Source organism: Companilactobacillus sp. y65-5 (assembly GCF_057541095.1).
On the sequence record NZ_BAAJOA010000011.1, the window covers coordinates 1 to 24336 of the forward strand.

The 24336-nt window shown below is 39.5% G+C and carries 23 protein-coding genes and 2 pseudogenes; 2 read left to right on the forward strand and 23 right to left on the reverse strand.

What is annotated here, in order from left to right; genetic code table 11:
• From AC27FM_RS12560 to AC27FM_RS12595, 8 genes and pseudogenes are all read right to left on the reverse strand, one after another.
• Window positions 1-77, reverse strand: a pseudogene (locus tag AC27FM_RS12560) (23S rRNA (adenine(2058)-N(6))-methyltransferase Erm(B)); the annotation flags it as partial.
• Between the two features lie 209 nt (window positions 78-286).
• Window positions 287-925 carry a replication protein gene (locus AC27FM_RS12565; protein WP_012718311.1) on the reverse strand — a complete coding sequence of 213 codons (639 nt, stop codon included), beginning with the start codon at window positions 923-925 and terminating at the stop codon, window positions 287-289.
• Window positions 926-1048: 123 nt separating this feature from the next.
• Window positions 1049-1204: a protein RepA gene (locus AC27FM_RS12570; RefSeq protein ID WP_002328822.1), complete on the reverse strand. Its 156-nt coding sequence runs from the start codon at window positions 1202-1204 to the stop codon at window positions 1049-1051.
• 536 nt (window positions 1205-1740) lie between these two features.
• On the reverse strand, window positions 1741-2019 hold the full coding sequence (locus tag AC27FM_RS12575) for a hypothetical protein (protein ID WP_013641315.1): 279 nt from the start codon (window positions 2017-2019) through the stop codon (window positions 1741-1743).
• 164 nt (window positions 2020-2183) lie between these two features.
• Window positions 2184-2921, reverse strand: a complete 738-nt coding sequence (gene erm(B) / locus AC27FM_RS12580; protein WP_001038790.1) for a 23S rRNA (adenine(2058)-N(6))-methyltransferase Erm(B) — start codon at window positions 2919-2921, stop codon at window positions 2184-2186.
• Between the two features lie 124 nt (window positions 2922-3045).
• Entirely contained in the window at window positions 3046-3129 is an 84-nt protein-coding gene (locus AC27FM_RS12585; RefSeq protein ID WP_001814874.1) for a 23S rRNA methyltransferase attenuation leader peptide, read from the reverse strand.
• A 48-nt stretch (window positions 3130-3177) separates the two neighbouring features.
• Window positions 3178-3261: pseudogene (locus AC27FM_RS12590) on the reverse strand (MLS leader peptide); the annotation flags it as partial.
• Window positions 3262-3544: 283 nt separating this feature from the next.
• Entirely contained in the window at window positions 3545-3700 is a 156-nt protein-coding gene (locus tag AC27FM_RS12595; RefSeq protein ID WP_487088856.1) for an ASCH domain-containing protein, read from the reverse strand.
• Between the two features lie 298 nt (window positions 3701-3998).
• Here AC27FM_RS12595 and AC27FM_RS12600 point away from each other — a divergent pair, with 298 nt between their 5' ends.
• The gene (locus AC27FM_RS12600; RefSeq protein WP_487088837.1) at window positions 3999-5417 is read left to right on the forward strand and encodes an IS5 family transposase; all 1419 of its coding nucleotides are present in this window, start codon (window positions 3999-4001) and stop codon (window positions 5415-5417) included.
• A 465-nt stretch (window positions 5418-5882) separates the two neighbouring features.
• Here AC27FM_RS12600 and AC27FM_RS12605 read toward each other — a convergent pair whose 3' ends face one another.
• From AC27FM_RS12605 to AC27FM_RS12615, 3 genes are read right to left on the reverse strand one after another with little or no spacing between them, the layout of a single operon-like run.
• Window positions 5883-6563 (reverse strand): TIR domain-containing protein, encoded by a 681-nt coding sequence (locus AC27FM_RS12605; protein ID WP_034528486.1) that lies wholly within the window; start codon window positions 6561-6563, stop codon window positions 5883-5885.
• Window positions 6564-6573: 10 nt separating this feature from the next.
• Entirely contained in the window at window positions 6574-9195 is a 2622-nt protein-coding gene (locus AC27FM_RS12610) for a DEAD/DEAH box helicase family protein (protein WP_034528484.1), read from the reverse strand.
• A gap of 4 nt (window positions 9196-9199) precedes the next feature.
• Window positions 9200-11152 carry a site-specific DNA-methyltransferase gene (locus AC27FM_RS12615; protein WP_034528504.1) on the reverse strand — a complete coding sequence of 651 codons (1953 nt, stop codon included), beginning with the start codon at window positions 11150-11152 and terminating at the stop codon, window positions 9200-9202.
• A 483-nt stretch (window positions 11153-11635) separates the two neighbouring features.
• On the opposite strand from AC27FM_RS12615, the gene AC27FM_RS12620 reads away from it, so the two are divergent.
• Complete coding sequence (locus tag AC27FM_RS12620) at window positions 11636-11698, forward strand: putative holin-like toxin (protein ID WP_230083882.1); 63 nt, start codon at window positions 11636-11638, stop codon at window positions 11696-11698.
• A gap of 155 nt (window positions 11699-11853) precedes the next feature.
• Here the strand turns inward: AC27FM_RS12620 and AC27FM_RS12625 are convergent, their stop codons facing one another.
• The 12 genes from AC27FM_RS12625 to AC27FM_RS12680 form a co-directional block, all read right to left on the reverse strand.
• Window positions 11854-12978, reverse strand: a complete 1125-nt coding sequence (locus tag AC27FM_RS12625; RefSeq protein WP_131470662.1) for an ArdC-like ssDNA-binding domain-containing protein — start codon at window positions 12976-12978, stop codon at window positions 11854-11856.
• Window positions 12979-12981: 3 nt separating this feature from the next.
• Window positions 12982-13197, reverse strand: a complete 216-nt coding sequence (locus AC27FM_RS12630) for a hypothetical protein (protein ID WP_063488833.1) — start codon at window positions 13195-13197, stop codon at window positions 12982-12984.
• Window positions 13198-13319: 122 nt separating this feature from the next.
• Window positions 13320-15455 carry a type IA DNA topoisomerase gene (locus AC27FM_RS12635; RefSeq protein ID WP_131470660.1) on the reverse strand — a complete coding sequence of 712 codons (2136 nt, stop codon included), beginning with the start codon at window positions 15453-15455 and terminating at the stop codon, window positions 13320-13322.
• Window positions 15456-15461: 6 nt separating this feature from the next.
• Complete coding sequence (locus tag AC27FM_RS12640) at window positions 15462-15860, reverse strand: hypothetical protein (protein WP_125591049.1); 399 nt, start codon at window positions 15858-15860, stop codon at window positions 15462-15464.
• Window positions 15861-15882: 22 nt separating this feature from the next.
• A complete protein-coding gene (locus AC27FM_RS12645; RefSeq protein ID WP_062688611.1) occupies window positions 15883-16752 on the reverse strand; it encodes a conjugal transfer protein TrbL family protein in 870 nt (289 codons plus the stop codon).
• A gap of 22 nt (window positions 16753-16774) precedes the next feature.
• Window positions 16775-18286 carry a VirD4-like conjugal transfer protein, CD1115 family gene (locus AC27FM_RS12650; RefSeq protein WP_487088841.1) on the reverse strand — a complete coding sequence of 504 codons (1512 nt, stop codon included), beginning with the start codon at window positions 18284-18286 and terminating at the stop codon, window positions 16775-16777.
• Between the two features lies 1 nt (window position 18287).
• Window positions 18288-18758, reverse strand: coding sequence for a hypothetical protein (locus tag AC27FM_RS12655; RefSeq protein WP_021349293.1), 471 nt, complete (start codon window positions 18756-18758; stop codon window positions 18288-18290).
• Window positions 18759-19127 (reverse strand): thioredoxin family protein, encoded by a 369-nt coding sequence (locus AC27FM_RS12660; protein ID WP_021349292.1) that lies wholly within the window; start codon window positions 19125-19127, stop codon window positions 18759-18761.
• A complete protein-coding gene (locus AC27FM_RS12665) occupies window positions 19114-19731 on the reverse strand; it encodes a hypothetical protein (RefSeq protein WP_487088843.1) in 618 nt (205 codons plus the stop codon). Before AC27FM_RS12665 ends, AC27FM_RS12660 begins: the two co-directional genes overlap by 14 nt.
• Window positions 19732-19744: 13 nt before the next feature.
• The gene (locus AC27FM_RS12670) at window positions 19745-20899 is read right to left on the reverse strand and encodes a phage tail tip lysozyme (protein WP_021349480.1); all 1155 of its coding nucleotides are present in this window, start codon (window positions 20897-20899) and stop codon (window positions 19745-19747) included.
• Window positions 20900-22318, reverse strand: a complete 1419-nt coding sequence (locus AC27FM_RS12675) for a conjugal transfer protein (RefSeq protein ID WP_487088845.1) — start codon at window positions 22316-22318, stop codon at window positions 20900-20902.
• The gene (locus AC27FM_RS12680; protein ID WP_487088847.1) at window positions 22311-24329 is read right to left on the reverse strand and encodes a VirB4 family type IV secretion system protein; all 2019 of its coding nucleotides are present in this window, start codon (window positions 24327-24329) and stop codon (window positions 22311-22313) included. Before AC27FM_RS12680 ends, AC27FM_RS12675 begins: the two co-directional genes overlap by 8 nt.
• Window positions 24330-24336 lie beyond the last annotated feature (7 nt).

Below are 24336 nucleotides of genomic sequence, written 5' to 3' on the forward strand. Positions count from 1 at the left end.
ATATCTTGGTGAATTAAAGTGACACGAATGTTCAGTTTTAATTTTTCTGACGATAAGTTGAATAGATGACTGTCTAACCCACTATACTTTACTTCGTAAAGGTGGGCTCGCCGAGGGGTCTTGCAGACGGCTTATTCGGCTCTTTTGAGCCGAGTATCAGCGCACCCTTATGGTGCAATTAGCTGATACAAAAAACAAAGAGTTGGCTCATGTAATCCAACTCTTAAAACACAAAAAAATAACCCCCTTGGCTTTTCAGCAGGGGGCATATTTTTTATTTAATTCCTCACTCTTTATAAACTTGGTTTTCTTTTTGCCAATTCGATTTTATGTACTCTTTTATAAAAAGAGTATTCCTCTCTGTTAGCAATTCGAACCAACCAGCAGGAGCTCGGTCAGACATACAATAATCAGCAAAATCTTTTAAATGCATAATATTGTTATCCGAAATAAAACCAAGCATTTCTTTTAACGCTTGTCTTTTATCACCAGTAGATAACGCTAAACAACTTTCAAGGTCAAATCCACCAAACACTTGTATTTCTGTATTATCGTATTGATACTTTTCAGGATTATCCATATGCGTTAAATATCTAACAGCACCAGTTAAACCACTTATTCTTTCAGGAATCGGTGCCCTTAAAGCTCTTGCCATTTCGTCCATTTGTTCAAATGATTTATTGCCCTTGTAATTAAAAACTATATGATAATGCGGCTTTTTCTTTGTTCCGTCTGCATTAACATCTTTATCATGTAATGGACTAATTGCCACAGGTTCAGTTGAAATAATCTCTTTCCAATTCTCTGGCAAACTTTCAGGATAAACAACAATCCACCAGTTACGACCTCGCTTATAAGGCTGTTTAGTTTTTGGATTTAAATTCTTTCTAGGCAATGTCCAATCTGTTCTATTTTCATTTTCCATATTTTTCTACACCTTCCTAGTTACTCTACTAGGAAAACAAGGGAAAATTTGATAAACTTGAGTTGCGAAATCAAAGAAAACCAAATCTTGCGAGCCCTTGCTATCTTCCTAGCAGGGCTTTTTTTATTTAAAAATAGTCCCCTTATCATCAGCTTGATTAATTAAAAATGTAACCAAACCTGATTTAGTCATTCCATATTTTTGTGCCATTTTTTCTAGTTTGTCATTCGATTCAACAGGTAAAGATAAAGTCACTTTTTTCTTCTCAACTTCAACCACAAAATACACCTCAATTCTCTTCAAAATCTCTTTTACACTGTAATTATATTATACATACGACAGGAATACAAGATTTTACAAAAAACTTTTTTTCACCTCGAAATAGGTGCTTAAAACGTTCATATAAAGGTATTTACAAGACATTTAATCTTTTTATCTATTTGGACAATGGACAATGGACACATGGGGGGTGTCGTAGTGCCCCCATGAGTTGGTCGATTTTTTCAAAATCTCCCCCCAGTTTGCTTCCCAATTCCTAAAAACTAATAAAACCGCGGGCGTTGCCCACACCCACAAACGCAATGCGTTTGATCATGCCTCTGAAAAGTAGCTAAACATTCACACCTGTTGGCTTTCCGTCGTCTATGCAAAAGCTAAATGACAACAAAAAAAGCTGCAAGGGTAAATGCACTCACTACGTTCGCCCTTGCAGCTTTTTCTATTGCCATTTTTAACGCTTATGCCGACGAAAAGACCAAACAGGTATAAATATACTCGAATTGATTTAAAACGCCTTAAAACGCAAATATGAGCTTCTAACGACTTAATTCATCTCTATCTCGTGTTCGAGTTTCATTTCTATGAATTTTTTCAAACTCTCCACCTTTTACAAACTCTTTAATTTCGCTCACAAGGTTATTCATGAGCTTTTTAGCTTGTCCAACAGTTGCACCAAGGGTATTTTCCATAAACTGATTAAAACCTCTGTAAATGCCCTTAATTTCGTTTTTAAGCGATTTATTCTCTTTCTCCAACGAATCAATTTTCTCTAAATTATTATTAAATCTATCTGCCAAATCATTGTAATCACGCACTACCTCTTTGTATTTGCCTTTTACGTAATCAATTCTTTTTGGTAAATCTGTTTCTGCATATTTTTTTAGTTGCTCATTCGATTTATATAAATCTTCATAATAATTTATCTACATTCCCTTTAGTAACGTGTAACTTTCCAAATTTACAAAAGCGACTCATAGAATTATTTCCTCCCGTTAAATAATAGATAACTATTAAAAATAGACAATACTTGCTCATAAGTAACGGTACTTAAATTGTTTACTTTGGCGTGTTTCATTGCTTGATGAAACTGATTTTTAGTAAACAGTTGACGATATTCTCGATTGACCCATTTTGAAACAAAGTACGTATATAGCTTCCAATATTTATCTGGAACATCTGTGGTATGGCGGGTAAGTTTTATTAAGACACTGTTTACTTTTGGTTTAGGATGAAAGCATTCCGCTGGCAGCTTAAGCAATTGCTGAATCGAGACTTGAGTGTGCAAGAGCAACCCTAGTGTTCGGTGAATATCCAAGGTACGCTTGTAGAATCCTTCTTCAACAATCAGATAGATGTCAGACGCATGGCTTTCAAAAACCACTTTTTTAATAATTTGTGTGCTTAAATGGTAAGGAATATTCCCAACAATTTTATACCTCTGTTTGTTAGGGAATTGAAACTGTAGAATATCTTGGTGAATTAAAGTGACACGAATGTTCAGTTTTAATTTTTCTGACGATAAGTTGAATAGATGACTGTCTAATTCAATAGACGTTACCTGTTTACTTATTTTAGCCAGTTTCGTCGTTAAATGCCCTTTACCTGTTCCAATTTCGTAAACGGTATCGGTTTCTTTTAAATTCAATTGTTTTATTATTTGGTTGAGTACTTTTTCACTCGTTAAAAAGTTTTGAGAATATTTTATATTTTTGTTCATGTAATCACTCCTGAAGTGATTACATCTATAAATAAATACAGAAGTTAAACGATTTGTTTGTAATTTTAGTTATCTGTTTAAAAAGTCATAAGATTAGTCACTGGTAGGAATTAATCTAACGTATTTATTTATCTGCGTAATCACTGTTTTTAGTCTGTTTCAAAACAGTAGATGTTTTATCTACATTACGCATTTGGAATACCAACATGACGAATCCCTCCTTCTTAATTACAAATTTTTAGCATCTAATTTAACTTCAATTCCTATTATACAAAATTTTAAGATAATGCACTATCAACACACTCTTAAGTTTGCTTCTAAGTCTTATTTCCATAACTTTAGGGTTAACCATACGCAAGACCAATCACTCTCGGACAATACTCATGATTTTAATGATAAAATCCATGTTAAACCCATAGATAAGAAATACACCTGCAATAACCGTTACCTGTTTGTGCCAATTTAAAAATGCACCACTTTTTTATAATTAAAACGGTTGAAAACTGTACCACTAATAACTCACAATAGAGAGATGTCACCGTCAAGTTAAATGTACAAAATAACAGCGAAATTTTTAAATCTATTTCTTATCGATACAAATTTCTCGTAGGCGCTCGGGACCCCTACACGACTTTAAAAGTTTCACAGATACATGGAATTCGATCTGTGAATACTTTTCCAGCCTGATAATATTCCTTTTCAAAAAAATCTTTATGAACCTTTCGCCAATATTCTAAGCTTCGATTTCCTTCACCTTCAAGGTAAGCATGATCGTTTATTTCCTGGTCAAAATCGTGCTAAAAGGTATCGAAAAAATAACGAATAAAAGAAGCTATTTCTGATATATAAAAATAAATAACCCCTAATATCTACATTATAGATATTGGGGGTTATTCTTTCAACGTTTTCGAGGGGCGATTTGATAATTATGGACCCTTATCTAGTGGATACTGAATATTTGTAAGTGCCTTGTTTTCATGGGAACCGTTCCGTTACTGTCGTATAATGAATGCAGAGGAATTTCCTGTTTTTGGCAGTTTCCCTTGCACTTGTCATCTCGTAACGGAGGATTTATCCATGGTTTATCGGCATACTGACGTTCAACTATCTTTCGAATCGTTTGATTGCGGCCTGGGCACATCACTCAGTCCTGATAACGAGTGGGTGAAGTTAGCCTCGCTCATTCCATGGCAGAAGCTGGATGAAGCATACCAATCTGTCTTTAATAAGAGTGCCGGACGTGCTGCAAAACCATTTCGCGAGTTGTACGGTGCCGAGCTGATCAAACAGCGGACACATTTATCAGACGCGAAGCTGGTGGAGGCCATTCGCGACACGCCAGCGTTTCAGTACTTCATGGGAAGAACACGTTACGAGGCCAAGATTCCTTTCAATGCCTCAACTTTGACCTACTTCCGCCGTCGAGCCTCTAAGATCTCCGACTTGATTCGCAACATCATCACTGATGAAGTCCGTGAGAAGCTAGAAGCGATTGTGCCCGGAGCTCACGTGCTGATTACTGATGCCACCGCCGTGCCGATCAAGATTCAGTTTCCTCAAGATGCCTCCTTACTAAACAAAGCTCGGCTGAACCTTGAGGAGATGGTGCTTAAGATGGCGCAAGGGCTACAAGTTGCAATCCCGCGGACTTATAAGCGCTTGGCTAAGGCAACATGGACTGAATATTCACGCCACCCTGGCCGTCAGGCCAAGGCCCGGCGCAAGCAGATTAAAGCCCAGCTGCAGTACATTCGGCGAGACCTGCGCTACGTGGATGAACTGTTGATCCAAGGCGGAGAAGCACATCTGACAGAATGGCAAATCAACCGGCTCGCAGTTGTCCGTAAGGTCTACGAGCAACAAAGATACATGTACGACAACAAGACTCATAGTGTTCCTGACCGGATTGTCAGCCTCAGTCAGCCGTATATTCACCCGATTGTTCGCGGTAAAGCTAAGGCACGCGTTGAGTTCGGGGCCAAGATTGACTGTTCAATTTTAGACGGGGTCATTGACGTTGAGCGTTTTGACTTCGAGAGCTTTAACGAAAGCACTGACCTGGCTGCAACCCTCGATCATTGTTGGGATACACTGGGGCAGTATCCCGATGAGGTACTAGCTGACACCCTGTACCGAACCCGAGCGAATATTGCATTGTGCAAGGAGCTGGGCATCAAACTGAGTGGGCCTAAGCTGGGCCGCCGGCCGAAGCATGTAGATGCCAAGCAGCGCAAGCTGGATACTGATGCGGAGAACAGACGCGGTGCGATTGAACGCAAGTTTGCCTTCTTGAAAGGCTCGCTTGGGCTTGATTTAGTGAACACAAGAACCGCTGAATCTCTGGTGGTCGAAGTTGATTCAGCTATTGTGTTGGCTAACCTCATGCTTCTTTTGGGTATTTTTTCTATACCAATTTCCGTCATTACCCACAGAGCCGGCAAAACATATCAAATTAACTATAAAGTCATCACTGAACGGTCAAAGTCAGCAGCCTAGTTCAGTACTGACTATCTAGTGAATGAATTTAATAATTATCGCAAGTATAATAATTATAAATATTGGCAGGTAAGACATTAAAAAAATAGGTCTAAACATACAACGCAAAAAAGTTTCTTTTGATTTAATGGGGTTCATTGAAAAATCAATGTTTTCTTCGTCTTTTTTTCTTACAATCTCATATAGACTTCGAAAGCATCGTTCTTCTCTAAGATAAAAAGTATCACTAATCCAAAATATTAGACAAAAAAAGAGACACAATAACAAAATCAAGTAACTCATAGGTTTATTAATATTTGCTAAATAGACGGTTATTAATCCTCCAAGGATAGTTAATGACCACCCCTTTATAAGGAATGAATTAGATGACATACGGTTTATAATATTTTCAATCATTTGAATGTGCAAACGTTTATTTTCACCATTTTTCATGTAAGATATGCTCCAATAAAATGAATTAGAATATTAAACTTCTTTACAAAGATTATATTCATCAATCTTGTCCCTCAAGGAAATTGATCGATCTACATAACTATCGATGTTTGATATAAAATCTTCCCACTCAACCGTAATAATATATGAACATTCCCCAAAATAAACAGTTCTCCCATCTATTTCTTCTGTAATAGGACTTTTTTGATTAAACATATTTTTCCTTATTATTTGAAAAGTATTATCTGTGTGTATTGTTCTTACTGTTTTTTCTTTTTGATCATCTTTGTCCTTGTAAGTCCAACTTGTAATGAAATATTCATAACTGTTAAATCTATCAGGAAGAACAACCGCAATGATAGCGTTCGGCAAACTTCTACTATTTGCTTTTGTTTGTGTGCGTAAAGAATATGCAACTTCCCAGGGAATCCACTGATCTTTTTCTAAATTATATTTTTCGACCATATTGGGGGAAATTAAAACTAAAGTAACTGATGAATCCCATATCTTATCCTTTAATTTTGTACGTATGGTTTCATCTTTAAATGCACTTAGGTCTTCGTCATCATTTTCAGCTTTATTTAGATCATCACCACTAAATTTGTTATCTTGAAGATAATCAACATAATCTCTTGCAGTTCCTTTGCTGTACCCTTCTAGAGGTGAAACGTCACTATCTTTGTATTTATATGAAACAAATACTTTATGTCCCATGATCATCCTCCTATTTATTTAATATTTTCAATTCAGTCATTTCTTGCTCAATATTTCTGCCATCATTATAAGTAAAGAATTTAACACCATAAAGCTTAACTTGATCATTCTCACCAACAAGTTCAATATTTTCAGGACGAATACTTTCTAAGAGTTCTTGTTTCCACTGATCCTGATCAAGCAATTGGGGTCCCTTAGGCTCAATATAAATTTGATAACAAAAATCTTTATTCTGTAAATAGAGGATAAAATCAGGCATGAAACCGGCATAATGAGTTGTCTGACCTTTAAATTGATGTAGCTTGAAATTAGTATTGCGTTCATCATTTCTAAATAAATAAATTTGACTATATTTTTGACTTAATCGGTCAACAAACGCGCCGATTAAGTCAACTAAAGACTTCTCCAGCTTATCAACAATGGCTTCTTCAAAAACAAACCAAGGTTTATTTTTCATTGAGTAGGGTAAGATCATTTCACTGACTGATTTATTAAAATGTTTGGCAACTTTCTTTTGGTAGTCTCTAATCAAGGATTTTATAGGAACTGGAATAAAGCGCTTGGTACCGCGTTGTCTTTGATAGTTATTAATAATCTGTTTTTGAACAAAAGTTAAATATTGTTCAACTGCTTTAAGTTGCTGCTTACGATTTAAGGCTGGTGAACCATTGCTGACACGAGCATACAAACGAATATTTCCCAACCAATTATCAGCTGTCATAAATTCATTTAAAGAATTCAAAGTAGGAATATATTGCTTCAGAGAGTTAAACCGATAGAACTTATTACGTGAGAAGGCTTTTTTAACTAAGATTACGGCATCTCGAAACTTAAACAAAAATCTAGTTTCTGTTAAAGGATCTTTCTCAATAGCAACAGCATTATAATTTGTTTCCCAAGTGCTCTCTACCAAATTGACTTCAGCCATTGTGGTGGTATTAACCCCATAACGGTCAAGACAATTAAATTCTTTATCTGGTACAGGTTCAACTTCGTTGTAGTAAAGATTACCTTGTTGATAAACTTTAGAGTTTTTAAAGGCCCGTTTAACATTAGTTTCAAAAACATCAAAATCACTATCATCTTCAACGGGTAGGTCCATCTTATCAAGTGACTTCTTAAGGTTATCTAGGTACTTAGGATCATTGATAGTGTGGTAATAAAGACTCTCTAATAACTGATATTTAGGATTCTGGTTGTCAAAACGACGTGTATAAGAGTTTTCGCCTTGATAAACAAAAGGATTATAGCGTGCTCCTCGACCAATCAACTGAGCTTCACTGTTTGTTTGGTTCAAGGTAGTGGATTGTTCACCAATCCGCACAATATCATAAAGGTTTAAAACGTCCCAGCCCTCACTTAACTTAGCGACGGCAAAAATAACCCGAAAGGGATTATCAGAACTTTCCAAGGTATTTAGATTATACAAGTCATTTAAATCGCCTAAAATTCCTTCTTTGGCACTATCGTTAACATTAATAGTATTCATAGCCTGAAAGTCACGTTTTAATTCAACAATTGCAGTACCCAAATCTTGCGATAACCAGTAATCATAAGCTTGTTTCAATGCTTGACTATGGCTAGTGTTTTGTTGATGTTTAAGAAAATCGGTTAGGTCCGTTATATTCAACTGTGAGATCATGCTTAAAAAAGTTTCTCTGGCATCTTTAGAAACCGCAATTTTATTAGATTTAAACAAGATTACTGGTTTAAAATCAGGTATTTTTAAGTCGTTGGCAATTCGCTTACGATACTGGCTAAGTAAAACAGCATTCAGCATTTTGTTCTCATCGTCGTTATTTGCTTGTAATCGATATACCCGTTTAGAATATCCTTGGTGAATAAAACGGCTTAAATCGTATCTATAAACAATCTTTTGACGATATTTTTGATAAATCGCTTCATTTTGCAAATCTAGAGTTGCAGTAAACTCAAATTGACGATTATGTTGATTAGCTTGACGAATACGATCCAGGACATATTCCCACGAACGTTCCTTTTTATCCTCTTTACTTTTAGTACCAGCGCTAAAATGATGAGCCTCGTCGGCTAAAACAACTAGTTTATGAGCCTTAAAATCATCATAAGTGAGGCTGTTTTCTTTGGTTTCACTTAACTCATTGGTCAAGGCTTGAATAGTTGCTAATCTTAAATAGATCACACCATCTTCTGGTGTACTAGGAAACCGAGTTACTGAGCGAAGCTCGATTCTTTGACCATGGATAGTCAAAGGTTGGGAAAAAAGATATTTAGGTGAAGCAGTATTTAATAAATTGTCATAAGTCTTAGCCACCACAGCATTTGTATTTACCACAAAAAGAAAGTTATGATAAGTAAATTCAGTATACAAATACAAGATCAGGGCAGCTAAAACGTCTGTTTTACCACTACCAGTGGCCATATTAAAAAGTAATTGATTATATTGGTAATCAGCTAATGGCTGTCGCTGTGTCCAGTCTAGATTAACTAAAGCTTGATTTTGGTAAGGTCGTAATTGGTGCTTTAAATTACCTTTAATATATTCTGGGATAATAAAGGGCTTTTCATTACTAAGAAGATCAATCTTACGTTTGTTTTCCAATAAATCGACCAGTGGGAGTTCAATTTTGCGCATAACTTTTTTTTTAGCCATTAGTTTAGTCCCTCTTTCCATAGAAGCTTTGATTAAATTGATAATCCTTATCGGAAATCAGGTCACGAACATCGGCATCATCGATATTATTGAAGTTGTAGTAAAGTTGATTCTTATCCAATAATTTAACTAATAACTGCTTTTGTTCTTCAAAAGGCAAAGCTTTACGTTCTGCATCATTTTCATATTTATCAAGATCCACTCGAAAGTCGAAATCTGCTCCCACTTTCATGCGTTTATATACAGCATCTAATTCATTTATATCTTTAGCCGCTAGCAGATCTTTTAAGTAGCCTTGATTCTTTTCCATCAACTCTGCATAAACAAAAGAGCCACCACCATGCCAGTCAACATCTTTAGAAATACCACCTTGTTCTCCCGCGATAACTTTTTGGAGACGTGGGACTGAAACAGTATTAATATAATCCATCTGTTCGATACCAATAAATCGCCGATGCATCTTCATGGCTACCGCTTGGGTAGTTGCAGAGCCCATATGAAAATCTAATACAGTATCACCAGTATTTGAGCCTATCTCAATAATTGTCTTGAGTAAGTTTTCTGGTTTTGGAAAGCTGAATACCTTACCATCAAATAATTTTTGAAGTTCCTCCGTACCACGACGATTGGAATACTTAGCATCTTGGAGAATAGTCCGCGGAATTTGTTTTTTAGGTCGCATTTTTTGGGCAATTCTAAACGATCCATCTGATTTCTGTTGACCAACTAGCTCGGTTTCACCAAGTTCTTGTCCCTTATTTCTTCCCCAACGCCAAACAAACTGAGTATCATCCGTTTTAGATTTCGGTGGAAATACTTCAATTGTATGTAAAGTATCTTTCTTAACTGAAACAGACCTATAACCCTTTTCATCTTCGCGTTCTGAAATATAAAATGGATAGTAAAGATTTGGGCGATTATCTTTACTAAATGCTGAATTACTGTTAAATAATGGGTGCAAGTAGAACTTACTAATTTCATCCTGCAGTTTAAACTTATCTTCAGAAACATCCAAAGTATTAGTTTTTACCATATCAATATTTTTCGCGTACACGTGAATATAGTCATGTGTTTGTGCAAAAGATCCGTAATCTCGACCATTAGGTGTAGAAACATTTATCATGGTTCCTAGATACGAGTTTTCGAACACCTCATCCATTAGTACTTTCAACTCAGCAAACTCATTACGATCAATGCTAACAAATATTACACCATCGTCCGTCAGTAGTTCCTTGGACACTTCAAGTCTATTTTTCATAAACGTCAACCAAGTAGATTCATTGAATTTGTCATTGTATGCAAACGAATCGGACCCAGTGTTATATGGTGGGTCTATATATATCATGTTTATTTTATTGGAGTACTTTTTCTTTAAACTATACAAGGCAATCAAATTATTCCCCTTAATAATTAAATTATCTTGATCAGAATAACTAGATGCGTTATGTTCACCGTTTTGATCATACTTTTTAGCATTAACAAATATTTTAGGCTCTAATATCTCATCAATTTCAGGTTTAGCAATGATTTCGTTTAAAAATGGTTCATCAGCAGATTCATCTTTATCCAGATCTTCTTTAGTCATACCAGCTTTTAAAACAGTATCTTTAAAGGGAAAATCCAAAACAACATCAGCAGATTCATCAATAAATTTTCCATTAGCTGTTAAACCAATTTTATTTGTATATTTTGTATAACTGTCTTCCCAAAATTCTTTATATTCAAACATTTCAACGAACTGGCTAAGTTTAAATACTTCGTTGTCAGCAATTTTTTCTACATAATTTTTATGTATTAAAGGATCTTTAAATAGTTTTGTCATCAGTACATGGTCGAATTTATCCAAGTCATTAATTACATTATTTCGTTTCAGAGAACCCTTACTAGTTAAATACTTGTTTCCAAACTCTCCTAAAATACTTTTGACTTGAGACATTATCTTAGGTTCTATTTGCATATCTATTCTCCTGTTAATGAATTTTCTTTTTCTTGAGTAACTGCTGTACTTGATAATTTCTTTGTAGTAATACATTACAACAAATTTTTGTGTAAACAGTCTTTGCCAACTGTTAGCACCATCGACTAGAACATCGCGAAGATCATTGGCATATAAGGCAATCATCGCACTGGCCCCGTCCCGATCAAAAACATTGGCTCGGGTAATATAAACGGCTTGTGGAAACCCGTTTATATCAACGGCTAGATGGCGCTTAATTCCCGATATTTTCTCTTACCAGTATCATAACCTTTATTTTCAGCAGTTGCAGTATTTTTACCGCTTTGACCAAGCACAATACTTAATTCACCTGTATAATAGATTACGCAGGAAGTTTTAAGGGCGGTGGCTGTCTTTTCCCTTGCGAGGTGAGGCCCATGGGAACATGGAATAATCTTCAGGAAGGTTTCACAGTCAATGAGCGTCTTCCAGACTCTCTCGTTGATGTTGCTGTTTGCAATGTTTATTTTAGCGTTGCTAACATACATCGACAAAAGGAACAAATAAAAAAGCCGCCCCGATTATAACTTTGGCGAGTTACGGGACGACAGTATCGTTTAGTTAACTAATGCCACCGCCTTTGAAGCGGCTTGCATGGGAAGTCTTGTTAGCGCAGGGCTTCCTTTTTCTGTCTCCATTATAGCATGCCCTTTAAAAACTGGCTAACGTTTCAGACTTTGATCAGATTCAGGATCAGGTTGTTTGATTCCCGGATTCTGTTCAGCAAATGCTTGTAGCTGCTTTTGCGTTCGCTTACTGATTTCCTGGTGTACATCATTTAACTTGTTCTTTAGTTCTGATTTTTTCTGAGGATTAGTCGCTTGCTGAACTTGTTGTTGCAAGCTTTGATAGGACTTATTAAGATCCTGGGCTGATAGCTTTTTTAAATCATGCTCAGGTTCTTTTTGTGCTTCTTGTAAGCCTAATTGTTTGGTTAACCCGTCACTAAGCTCAATCACTTTGTTGCTAACTTGCTGGATTTCACTTAAAGCACTATGGATCACGGCTTTATCTTTGGCCCAGGTAGCTACATACCCGAGGGAGTAGTTACTGGTATCAACCCCAATGTTTTGCATGGCAACATACGCAACCGCTTCGGCTTGGGTTTCCTGATAGGCTCGTGGCCGATCTTTAAAGGCTGATTTCAATCCGTGTAGCTGACTATGTGCATATTCGTGATATAACGTCTTTAATTTCAAGGCAATGTCGGGCTCATCGCCACCAATGACGATTTCATTAGTGCTGGGTTGAAAATACCCCTTAGCTCCATTTAGCGTTGCTAAAGGCACTTCACTGACTTTAAGGTCGGTTTGCTGGTTCAAATAGTCTTTGAACGCGTTATACAAGCTCGTTACATTCTGATGATCGGCTAAATTTTCTTTGACAAAATCCTTGGCACTTAACACTGGTTCACCGCTAGTTTGTGACACATCAAAGATGGGTAGATAACGATAACCGACAATGGCGCGCTCATCGGTGGTATTAAATCGCTTTTGCTCGGCTGGTGTTAACTTCTTAATAATCGGGGCCGCAATTCGAATGGACTTAGCGCCCTTATTAACGGTGCGGTTAAAATCTGTTTGCCATTGCTTAAAACCCGCAACTTGCGTGGCTTGCGGATTTTGCGCATAAATCAAGTCAATGTTTCTGGCGCTATAATGATGAAATTTAGCCAGGGTATTAAGATACTGTTTAAATCGGTCACTATCGGTTAATTTTAGGATTTGTTGTTCGGCTTGGGCGACTAATTGCGCTTTCCAGGCTTTAACGTCTGCTTTACTCGGCATTGTCTACCCCTCCTCATCTTCAAAAATATCATTCAGTATGGGAGCTACTTTGGCTTGAATCGGGGTCGTGCCATAAAGGGCAACGTAGCCATCGGCTAATTTTTGCCAGGCCACTTGATAATAAGCGCCGTTACCAGTGATTTCTTTTAAATACTTGTAGGTTCCTTTAGTCTGCAAAACGGGTAATTCACTCCCAATGACTGTTAATTCGTTATCCATATTTATGATCTCCCTTTCGTTGCTAATCTCACCCGTTGTTTAGGTTTACTTTTAGGGTTGTAAAAGTGAACCTAAATGACGGGTTCACCAACCGGAACGTAGTGTCGGGCGGTAGGCAGGTTCTAATCAAAATCAAAACTTAATTTATGGCCGTCAAGCTTTAACTTGGCGTCAAACGACTTTCCTTTTTTACTCTTGAACCCCTTTAGTTTGCTGGTTTCCCCCTTAGTGATTAAGGCTTTGATCGCAGTTTTACCGAGGGTTTTACTGCTCCATTTCTTGGGCAGGGTAAAGTCTTCGCCTTGCTTAGGCTTTACAATGTAAAAATTCTGTTTATTTAAAACGGTCGCTTGCGGTGTTTCTAAGAAGACCTCGGCGGCTTTTTGCGCTTGCTGTTGGTGATTGATTTGTTGCTTAATGGCTGCACTGCCAGTCAATTGCGCGGGGACCTCAGCAATCAATTTTTCCACGAACTTTTTGATTTGGTTCAAAAAGTTATCCGGGGTGCGTTCTTCGGTACTGATTTGTTGTAACGCTTGCTCCCATTTAGCCGTCATTTCTGGGCTAGTTAGCAAGGGTTCGAGTTCGACCGCTTTACATAAAGTAATCCCTGCTTCACTGACGTGTAACTTGTTCTTTTCAGTGACGAGATAGCCGCGCTTCTTTAACACTTCCAGCACATTTGCCCGGGTTGCACTTGTCCCAATACCTTGCACGTCTTTGAGAATCGCCTGGGCTTCTTCATCATCAAGCGTTTTACCGGCCGTCTTCATGGCTGTGATTAATGTCCCTTCGGTAAACGGTACTGGTGGGGTCGTTTCTTTTTGCGGTGTTTGCAGATTTGCTTTAACCTGATCGCCTCGGTGAACGAGCGGGAGGTTGGCTGCCACTTGCTGGTCGGCTTTGTGATCATCAAATAAAGCTTGCCAACCTTGCTTAGTTGGGACCTTACCCGTCGCTTTAAAATTGGCGTCACCAACTTGGGTGATAATGGTGGTTTCCTCGTACTCATACGGATCAGCAAACATCGCTAACGTCGTTCTTAAAACCAAATCATAGACCTGTTGCTGTAATTTAGGTAAGGCAGCTAATTGATCTTTAGTCGGGACGACTTTAGTCATGATAATGGCGTAGTGTTCTTCAACTTTTTTTCCATTGACATAACGCTGGTTTGGTGTGGTATTGGTTAAAGAGACTTGCGTAGAGACTAACCCCAGATACTTCGTCAGATTAGCCACTAAATAATCAAATTCTTCATTAGTGATATAAGCACAATCGGTTCGGGGATAGCTAAGGAATTTAGCTTCGTATAAACTCTGAATGGCCGCTAAGGTTTGGCTGGCACTGGCATGATACCGTTTATTCATCGCACTTTGCAGACTGGATAGCGAGAATAGTTGGGGACTGGCACTCTTTTTAGCCTGCTTTTGCACGTCCTTGATTAAACCGCCCTGTGAGCCTTTCTGAACGTGTTTAGCTTGCATGAATGTCATTAGCCCTGTTTCATCTTTAAACCGCTGATAGGGGTCTAATTTTGCGACGAATTTTTGCTGATTGGCTAAAATTTCCGCATTTAGTTCAAAATAGGGTTCCGGCTTAAAGTTTTTGATTGCCTGGTCTCTTTGATAGACCATATATAAGGTTGGCGTCTGTACTCGACCAATCGAATACACCCCGCGTACCCCATTTTGTCTTAATAACAAAGTATATAAAGGACTGCCATTCATACCAATTAACCAGTCACTAATTTGACGGGTTTGGGCTTCTTTATAAGCCAGATAGTCTTTGTGCCAATCACCAAGATTTTTAAAGCCGGTAATAATCGCGTCTTTTTCTAGGCTATTCAACCAAAGGCGCTTAATCGTTTTCGACTTAACATCAATATGCGCTTGGTTCATGATCGACCACGCGATATTTGACCCTTCTCGGTCGCTATCTGTGGCAACAATCACTGTATCTGCTTTCGTTAGTAAATCTTTGACGACTTTAAACTGCGTTTTCTTATCGGTTGGCACGATAAACTTGTATTTATCGGGGAAAATCGGTAAATTAGATAGCGCCCATTGCTTGTACTTTTGATCGTATTTTTCTGGTGTTGCTAATTCGACCAAATGGCCGAATCCATACGTGATTACAGTATTTTGGGGCAAAACAGGGTCACTAACCGTATAGTAACCCTGTTTTTTTGTATGCTGTTGAAATGCTTCTACGTATGAACGGGCTTGACTGGGTTTTTCAGCTAAGATAACAGTGGTCATGTTCGTTCACTCCTTACGATTCAGTTTCTGTTCTAATTCTTCTTTGCCTTGGTTCGCACTATCCAACCAGGCTTGTTTTCTAAGTGCTTGCATGTCCTCTTGTTTGACCTGCTCATAAGCCTGTTGACGTTCCTTTAAGCAATCTTTGTAAGCTTTATGTTCACTTTTAGCTCCGCTTCTTAGAATCATGACTAGGCCACTGCCACCCACTAGCAAAACGATTACTTCAAGCCACAGGCAAGCTAAAACTTCATATAGAACTAGCAAACCTCCCATAACGATGACGAACCATTCTAGTGATCGATACAGATAGTAGAAGATTAAGTGGTCAAGTGGAGCTCCTTTAAAAACATTGACATGCGAATCAACTCGCCACTTCGTTTTTATTTTTTCTCGCCACTTCATTTAAATAACCCCCCCTTTTGGCCTAATGCTTTATTCTATTTTTTAACATCCTCATAGCCCCTGCTAAACCGCCTTTAGTAGCACCAGTCGAACTCCAAAAGTCCTCGACAGCTTTCGGTGTATGCAATACTAGCCAACCCATACCAATCGATAAAGCAAAAGCTCCAATTCCGTTGCTAACCCAATGGGTAACTCCCCAAACACATAGGGTCATGGATAACACTTGTGAGAGCATAGAAGCGTTTAGGTAAATTAACTTCTTCCACCAAGTGCCACTATAATCCCAAGTCTCGGTTGCGATACTGATGGCCGCAAACGGGATTGTTAGATAGAACCAGGCTATATCAGCCATAAAGATACACATTTTGAAGAAGAAGAACACGGTCACTATCGCAAAGAATCCTAATAATATCAGTGACATAACCGATCCTATCGCCAATGTTCCACCAATATTTTTTGAACCGGTAATCATTGAAGCCGTATATTTACTATTCATTGAAAACATAAATTTACCGAGCGGAAACACGATTGCTTTCAGTAAAAATCCTTGTAAAAAGACCATGACCGGAATTGCGGCAGCTGATTTAAGACTGTCCATCACAATATTAGCCCAAGTAACATCAGTACTTTCATCGGCCTCTTTTAGCAAAGTTCCTACAATTCTTCCCAATACAACAACGACCACTAGGGACGTCGCAAAAGTAAGAAAGATTGCATACCATTGATCTAGGACGGTTTCATGTTGACCAATTTGATCGAAAATAGCTCTGCACCATGATGTTATACCATTCATGGCCCCACTAAAAACGCCTTTAAGCCATTCATTAATAGCACCCGAAATTTTATCGCCTAAGACACTTGCCAAAACTGGGTGGAAATAAAGACTTTTCATATTTTAGCCTCCTTTTTAATCATTAACCCAACATCTTTTTGTGCCTTACTTTTAAGTCTTGATCCATGCTATCCTGTAGATTTTCTTCTTCATCATCAGTTGTCTGATCAGCTTTTTTGACCTGGTGCTGTGCTTTAACTGTCTGATTCCACTTATCTACCTTATTCTTAAAGTTGGTTTCCTGGCTGGCTTCTGGTTGGCCTTGATAATCGTTCTGTGACAAGTTAACCAAATGATCAGCCCCCGGAAATAGTTTAAACTGGAACGCTTTTGTCGCTTTGACTGGTCGGGCATTACTAAAGATTAATAAGCTCTGATCTTCGGGCATACGCATAATTTCATCGGGCGTCATGAGCGAACGGCTCGTATAGCTGTAACTATCGCTCTTGCTGTGGCTTTCTTCCTTGCTATGACTGGTACTCTCACTACCGGTTTCCACTTTGACGGTTGATTTTCCTAACAGATCACTAAAGTATTTAGCGGTCACGTCATTAGCAGCATTTAAGCAAATTTTAACCGCGTGATTACCTAAGATACTTTCGGCCTTATCCTTGCCATACAAGGCTTGTAGCTGGGTTAAGGTCTGACAAATGGTCGTCACGCCAATACCGTACCCCCGGCACGTCGCTAGAAATTCTTCGTACTTAGGAAACTTCCCTAAATTGACAAATTCATCAAGGATAAAGTCAACTTGGTGGGGCAATTTAGCGTGATGATCGGCGGCTAATTTGTATAATTCATCAAACAATTGTGAGAAAAACAGATTGATGAAGCTTTCATAAGTGTTATCCATGACGGGGATAATCACGTATAGCACCACTTTGTCATTGCCAATCTCTTTTAAATCAAAATCCGAAAAGCTGGTAAAGTCGGCCACTTCTTGATCGACGAACTTCGAAATGGTCGCCAACAGGCTTTCAATAATGCTGGCTTTCATTTCCCCCTTGGCCTTTTTGAACCCTAACTCATAAGCGCGTCTTGCTGGATCAGTCATAGTTAGCTCAAGAAACAAGGTGTCTAACGGACTATCTGCGCCCTTTTCCTCGGCCTCCACATCGTTTTCTTGTAAGACTTGCGTTACACCGGCCAAATTCCTTTGGTCGGGCGCACGGTGGTTCATCACAAACAGGATTAGTGCCTTCAAAAGTTGCCGCTGGGTACTGAACCATACGTCTTTTTTGCCTTCGGCATTTTCACTCTGAACGATCTTCGTGGCGACGGTTTCAGCTTGAATATCCCGTTGAATATAATCAAAAGGATTGTAGCGATCACTGTGCGCCATGTTGGCAAAGTTGACGACATGCACTTGATAACCCTGGGCTAGTTTGATACCGGCCGTCTTTTCGTATAATTCACCTTTCGGGTCAGTTACCACAATGCTGTTCTCCGTTTCGTTAAACAGGTTGGTAATGACGACTGACTGGGTCTTATATGATCCCGGGCCACCAACCACGAAGATATTTCGATTCGGCTTGGTACTGTTATTCTGGTAAATAATCTGTTTATCCACGATCCCTAAAATGGTGCCATTCATGTTAATCTCCTCCCTTCGCTGACTTTTCTCGATCCACTAATGATTTGAGAATTTCGGCCTTGGTACTCTTGTTAAATGCTGTGGTGAGGTCTTTGGCATTGATACTAAAGTAATGGTCACTCAATTCTTTTAGATTACCCCAAGTCGCGCTCCCGTGGGTTTCAGTGTCTGCGGTTTCCCACGCTTTGTGCTTGCTATTGCGCTTCAAAGCAAAATAGATGGTGTATAGGACCACGGCGACACTGACAATAATTAGTACTGGGTTCTTTTGGCCCAAATACAAGTTGTAATAGTGCCAAGGGTGTAAGGCTAATTGTTTTAATACGGTTGGCATATGATCTGCAAATGCCAACTTATAGCGGGACAAGGCCATGACAGAACCAGCTAAAATCTCCGCTAAATACAAGCCAATGATTAGCGTTAGTAGATACGGCCAACTAGCTTTAACGCTGTTTAATAATTTGTCTTTCATCTAATCACCTACTATCTGTTTAATTCTTTGTTGGTTGGTGCCGGTGTACCGTTGCTTACCATGGATCAAGGTTGGTACTGACGTTAATTGATATTTTTGAATGTAATGCCGATTCTGCGGTTGATTCATGTTAATCAAGACGATGTTGTGACTGATTGCGTTGTGCCAATAAATTTGATGGAAAATAGACTGACAATCCGGGCAATCATCACGATAGAAGAACAACACTTTTTCAGGGTGCTTAGCCAGCGTCACAACTGGCCGCTGTTTTTCCACGTGGTTGACATATTGATGACTGGCAAACCCGCCAACGGCTAAAACCACCACGATTACCGCTAGGGCTTTACCAACCCGCTTAATTAAGGTCACTGGCTTTGAAGCTACTGCCTAAGTTTTGGACTGCGGTGATTCGATTCATGGTGGTATCGAAAGTCACTTGATAAAGCACCGTCGCCTTTTGCCAGTCATTGTCGCCACTCTTACTTTCATAACTGACGACGGCCAAGCCCTTCATGTTTTGCCCCTGCTTACTTTGTGTATACAGGTTCAGCTGATCTAATTTGGCTGAAACACTATTGCTATCACCATACGTGCCTTTATTTGAAAAGTATTGCTTGTACAATTTGTCGGAAATCAAGTCTTTAACGCCATCTTTACGCTGACCGTAGGTCTTGGGCTTGAAGTTATTCATGACGTCAAAGAACTTGGTGACCACCGTATTAAAGCTCAATTCAGCCTGACTTTTGTCCTTATTATTTTGGTAGGTCTTATAACTGTCAATTTGGGTGCTCAATAACTGCTTTTGTTGGTTGGTTTTAGTCAATTGCCGGCTGACTTGACGCTTTTGTTGTTGTAAGCGACTAATCTGTTGTTGTGCCTGCTTAATTTGGCTATGTTGATAGGCATTCGCCCCTAATGACATGATTAAGATCAAACTACCAATCGCAATACTTAAAACCATGCTGCGTTTCATTTGCTCGTCCTCCTTACTTCTTGATTGGCCGGGCTAACGTCACATCGCTACCGTTCAATAAGCTATAAAACGCGGTGCCAAATGTGCTTTCGTTAACCTTGTCGCCGACACCACCTTGCTCAATGATTTTGGTGGCTTTCCCTTGCCACTTGTCTAATAAGATTGCGGTGTGCCCATTGTTCCCGGCCCCGGCACCTTGATTAACAATCACAATATCGCCGGCTTTGGCGTCATTTTCACTGATCTGTTTCAGATATTGATGACTGCCTTTGGCGTCACTTGCCATCGTACCGGTAAACCAGCCCATGTTGGCCGGTACCTTGTAACCAGCTTTATTAAGCGCTAACCAGACAAAGCCCGAACAATCCGTCCCACCGGTTTTGTTAGGGTTCTTTAAATCGCTACCTAAATCGGGGCTGGGGTGGGTTTGCACATAGTAGAAGTCACCTTTCATACTTTCCGCATTTTTGACGATACTACCGCCGGAATAGCTCGGGTCACTATCACAACCTAGTTCGGTCAGATCGCCTGAACTTGCATTATCTAACGTATTACCGGCCACGGGATCACTTGCACCCAACACGGAATACCAATGATCGGCATACCCGTATCTTTGGCTTAAATACCATTGTTCCGGGTTCTTACTCATACCCTCGTAATCCATTAACCAAGATTTGGTCGCTTTATGCACGTCCGTATACTTAAAAATCTGCTTGTTTGACGCATAGTAACTACTGTTCAATTCTTGATCGAGATAGTCCAACTGCACGCCGAGATTAGTCGCTGGTTTGTTTTCTTTGTGGGCTAAATCTTCCAACTTATCCTTGCGACCACCTAACCACTGGGCTAAGCCCGTGGCACCGGAACTTGAATTAACCGAATTGGGATCAAGGCGACTTTCCAGTTGTAAGACCCCCAAGATTCCGGCGGCCGCTTGTGGGGTGGCGCCATACTTCTGTTTCCAGTGCGCATAGATATTTTTGGCATTTTCTGTCATGCTCTTACTATCCAATTGCGTCTCTGTGGTGGTTGAGTTATCACAACTGTTTTCTTGTAGCTGACCAGTAATCGCGGCAATCAGCAAGACGATTAGCAGAATGGCACCGCCCACAATATAAGCAATCAACTTCCACTTCTTTTTCTTATATTCAAGCGACAATATCTGCATTTAATCACCCACTTTGCGCTTGGCCTGATCAACTTGTTTTTGCGCTGCTGATTGGTCACTCTGCGCATTCTTTAAGTCCGACTTGGCTGAATCCACCTTCTTGTCTTTATCCTTATCTTTACTGCCATCAATCTTGTTGGCGTCATCTAACTTCTTTTGCGCGTCGCTAACTTCGTTCTTAGCGGAATTGAGACTTAATAGCGCTTTGAGATACTTGGCTTTAGGGCTGTTCACGCCGGCTAATTTGGTTTGGACAGTCTGGGCGTCTTGCGTATCGTTATGGGCTAGGAAGGCTTGTCCCATTCTCAATAAAACATCAGCGTTCGTCGTAAAGGATAATTGGTTGTTGAGCGTATTGGTGTCGTAGTTAACGATGGCTTTTTCCAGCGCCAATTGGTCTTTTTGCTTGCTTGTCGCCTTAGTTGGCAATTCCCACTTGGCAACCTGCCCGCTATCCTTGTTGGCATAAGCCGTGTTGACAACCTTATTCAACTGGCTTGGATCAACCTTTAAAGCTTGCTGGTACTGACCATGCTTTAAAAAGACATTGACTTGCTTAGTTGCAGGGTAGCCGGCCCGTTGCATATCTTTTTGCGCTTCTGACCACTTATGATCATTTAAAGCAGTTTGAATTTGGCCGCTATATTTTAATCGTGTGACCTGGGCTTGGTTCTGGTTAGCTAAGCTTTGATACTTTCGTTCGTCACTTTTATGGACTAAACCGACAGCCAAAACGGCCACAATCGCCACTCCGGCCACGCTCAACCATAAACGTTGTTTGGTTTTCTGTTGGGCCGTTTCAACTTCCTGCCATTCGTGATAACTTACAAAGTCCTCAATGCTGTTAACCACTTCCGTTAACTCATTTAACGACGTAGCTTTAGCTACTTGTTGTAAATAGTCATCAGGGTGTTTAGCTAGGGCTTCATTAGGATTGCTTAGTAGCCGTTCATAGGGCGTCCCCGTCAAACAAAATAGAATCAGCGCTTTGTATTTAGCTAAATTGCTATGTTTGTCATCATAAGGCATGAGTTCATTGGCGCGATAGGCGTACCAAACATGTTGCATGGGGTAATACCACAGATTAGCTGGATTTAACGCAATATGATACTGGCTATCAGCAACCACCTTTTGCGCCATAATTTTCTTGGCAATGGCTGCCCGGATCGCCTTATTTTCCTGCGGTAATTCCTTTAATGATCTGACCTTATCTGGCAAGATATAAGTTAAAACGACCTTCTGATCTTGCTCAACCACGTTAACCAACTGCAAGAAATTGGCATCAGCTTGCTTTAATTCGTTTAGCTCACTCAACTGATCGTATCGAAACTGATTGTGATTGAGTTCGAGAATTAACTTGTTCCCTTGTCGCTTGAACGTGCCGACCTCGATATTTAATAGCTGATTTGATTTACTCATTTAAAGTCCCTCCTTCCTCTTCGGTAGTGGTCAAGGCATCAATTTCACTTGGCGTCAGGATCACGCGCTTTTGATAATCCGGTTGAATAGCTGTCTCACGGTTGTATTTTTCTTGGTAAGCTTCGGGATCAATTAACCGCAATTCTTCTTCGGTCAACTCGACTTTCATAAAGGCGCGTTGGCTGCCGTAGATCATTAAGGCCTCGCCTTGTCTACGACGTTCTAGTAGCTTCTTTTCTTTATCCGAGAACGTCATTCTCAACTTAGTAATCACATCATCAACGCCTTTACCGTCTAACCCGAAAAAGACTTTCGTATAGGAGTTACCAATAATGGCTTCACCTATATTTTGACCGGTATCAGTTGTTCCTTCGATCACATCTTGAATTTGCTGCGTTCCGGCAATGGCTCCGGCATTGTACTTTCTAAACCGCTTGTATGCTTGGTGGAAAAAGGTGGCGGCCGCTTTATGCAAGGTTAAAAAGTGAAATTCATCAACAAACAATTTCTTGCGGCTATGCCGATCTTTGGTAATTTCGTCCCACAAATATTGGAAGGTATTTAGATAGGCGGCAGATTGGACTTCCTGTTCACTTTGCAGGGGTTTTAAATCAAAAGAAATGATCTTCCCCTTTAAGTTAACGTTGGTGTGGCCGTCAAATAGGCTGTTAGAGCCATGGGTATAACTACCTAAGATGTAGTAAAAGTCTTTAACCCGACTGAATTTGTCAGTGTTCTTATCTGCCAGTTTTTCCAACTCATCATAAACATTGGATAAGGTCGGCCACTGATCATCTTTAATTTCTTTTAAGCGGCTATATTTCAAAACGCCACTGTTGACGTAGGCTTGTTTAACGACATCATCAAGGATTGCCAGCTCAACTTGGGTAATCCCAGTTTTGAGGACTTCAAAGAATCCCTTTAATCGCTGGATTTTATCTTTAACTAGTAAATCAAGGTTCGTGACCGCTTCATCAGCGCTTAAGATTTCTTCGGAAAAGATTTGTAACGGATTAATTTTGTACTTAGCATTAGAAGTTAGGTGCAAGACTGCCCCACCCAGGGCTTCGACAATTTTGGTATATTCATTTTCTGGATCAATAATGTAGATTTGATAGTCTTGAATGGCGTAGCGTAGGATTTTCTGAATCATATAGGTGGTCTTGCCGACCCCCGAGGTCCCGATAATCACTTGATTTTGATTTAGGGTCTTGTTGCGATCCAGCATATCTACGGCAATTAAGCTGTTGGTATCTTTGTTAACCCCTTCAATATCGCTTCTCGGCTTTAAGTCCAGAATTTCAGCGTCATCAAAAGGAAACATGCTGCTGGCCACTTCGGTATTACTCTCTTTATAGGTGTAATCCCCCATAAGGTTCTCGTTAATTGGCATGGTTGACCAAAAAGCTTGAAAAGTCGCTTTAACGGGCACTAGGGGCTTCATTTGTAGTTTAATCAACGTATTCTTAACGTTTTCGGTTAAGTCATCTAAGTCTGCTAAACTGTTGGCCCGCAGATAAATGAGCATATGTTGATAGACAAATGTGGTAGAATTATCGAGGTATTTATCTAGTTGCATGTTGGCTGAATCAATATAATTTTGCAGAATCTTCTTTTTATACGGGTCGAACGTATTTAACTTCTGCGCTTCCTTATTTTGAATCGTCTTCTTGTAATAGGTAATCATTGAATTATTACTGGCGCTGTCGATATATTGCACAATATCGATAACGCCTTTTTTACGCTTTAATTCTGATAACCAGTTGCCATACACCCGCTTGGGATAGTCAGCAATCGCTAACACCCGAATAAAATTCTCCCCCGACTGGACGTAGGTGGGGTACTGTTCCCAGCTAAACGGGAATAGTGAATGCAAGCTATCGCGATCAATCAGTTTGGTAAAATCCTCAACCTCCTGTTTGGGCTTACTACCCGTTTGGTCGCTGTTGCCTTGGTTATGCTCTTTTTTAGTTGGCATAAATAAATCAATGACCTTATCACCAAAACTCATACTGTTG

Coding starts and splice junctions, on each gene's coding strand:
- AC27FM_RS12645 (WP_062688611.1), bottom strand. CDS start 16,752: ATGAAAAGTCTTTATTTCCACCCAGTTTTGGCAAGTGTCTTAGGCGAT.
- AC27FM_RS12650 (WP_487088841.1), bottom strand. CDS start 18,286: ATGAATGGCACCATTTTAGGGATCGTGGATAAACAGATTATTTACCAG.
- AC27FM_RS12585 (WP_001814874.1), bottom strand. CDS start 3,129: ATGTTGGTATTCCAAATGCGTAATGTAGATAAAACATCTACTGTTTTG.
- AC27FM_RS12675 (WP_487088845.1), bottom strand. CDS start 22,318: ATGAGTAAATCAAATCAGCTATTAAATATCGAGGTCGGCACGTTCAAG.
- AC27FM_RS12565 (WP_012718311.1), bottom strand. CDS start 925: ATGGAAAATGAAAATAGAACAGATTGGACATTGCCTAGAAAGAATTTA.
- AC27FM_RS12665 (WP_487088843.1), bottom strand. CDS start 19,731: ATGAAACGCAGCATGGTTTTAAGTATTGCGATTGGTAGTTTGATCTTA.
- AC27FM_RS12605 (WP_034528486.1), bottom strand. CDS start 6,563: ATGGGACATAAAGTATTTGTTTCATATAAATACAAAGATAGTGACGTT.
- AC27FM_RS12670 (WP_021349480.1), bottom strand. CDS start 20,899: ATGCAGATATTGTCGCTTGAATATAAGAAAAAGAAGTGGAAGTTGATT.
- AC27FM_RS12600 (WP_487088837.1), top strand. CDS start 3,999: ATGGTTTATCGGCATACTGACGTTCAACTATCTTTCGAATCGTTTGAT.
- AC27FM_RS12680 (WP_487088847.1), bottom strand. CDS start 24,329: ATGAGTTTTGGTGATAAGGTCATTGATTTATTTATGCCAACTAAAAAA.
- AC27FM_RS12630 (WP_063488833.1), bottom strand. CDS start 13,197: ATGGATAACGAATTAACAGTCATTGGGAGTGAATTACCCGTTTTGCAG.
- AC27FM_RS12625 (WP_131470662.1), bottom strand. CDS start 12,978: ATGCCGAGTAAAGCAGACGTTAAAGCCTGGAAAGCGCAATTAGTCGCC.
- AC27FM_RS12655 (WP_021349293.1), bottom strand. CDS start 18,758: ATGAAAGACAAATTATTAAACAGCGTTAAAGCTAGTTGGCCGTATCTA.
- AC27FM_RS12640 (WP_125591049.1), bottom strand. CDS start 15,860: ATGAAGTGGCGAGAAAAAATAAAAACGAAGTGGCGAGTTGATTCGCAT.
- AC27FM_RS12610 (WP_034528484.1), bottom strand. CDS start 9,195: ATGGCTAAAAAAAAAGTTATGCGCAAAATTGAACTCCCACTGGTCGAT.
- AC27FM_RS12615 (WP_034528504.1), bottom strand. CDS start 11,152: ATGCAAATAGAACCTAAGATAATGTCTCAAGTCAAAAGTATTTTAGGA.
- AC27FM_RS12635 (WP_131470660.1), bottom strand. CDS start 15,455: ATGACCACTGTTATCTTAGCTGAAAAACCCAGTCAAGCCCGTTCATAC.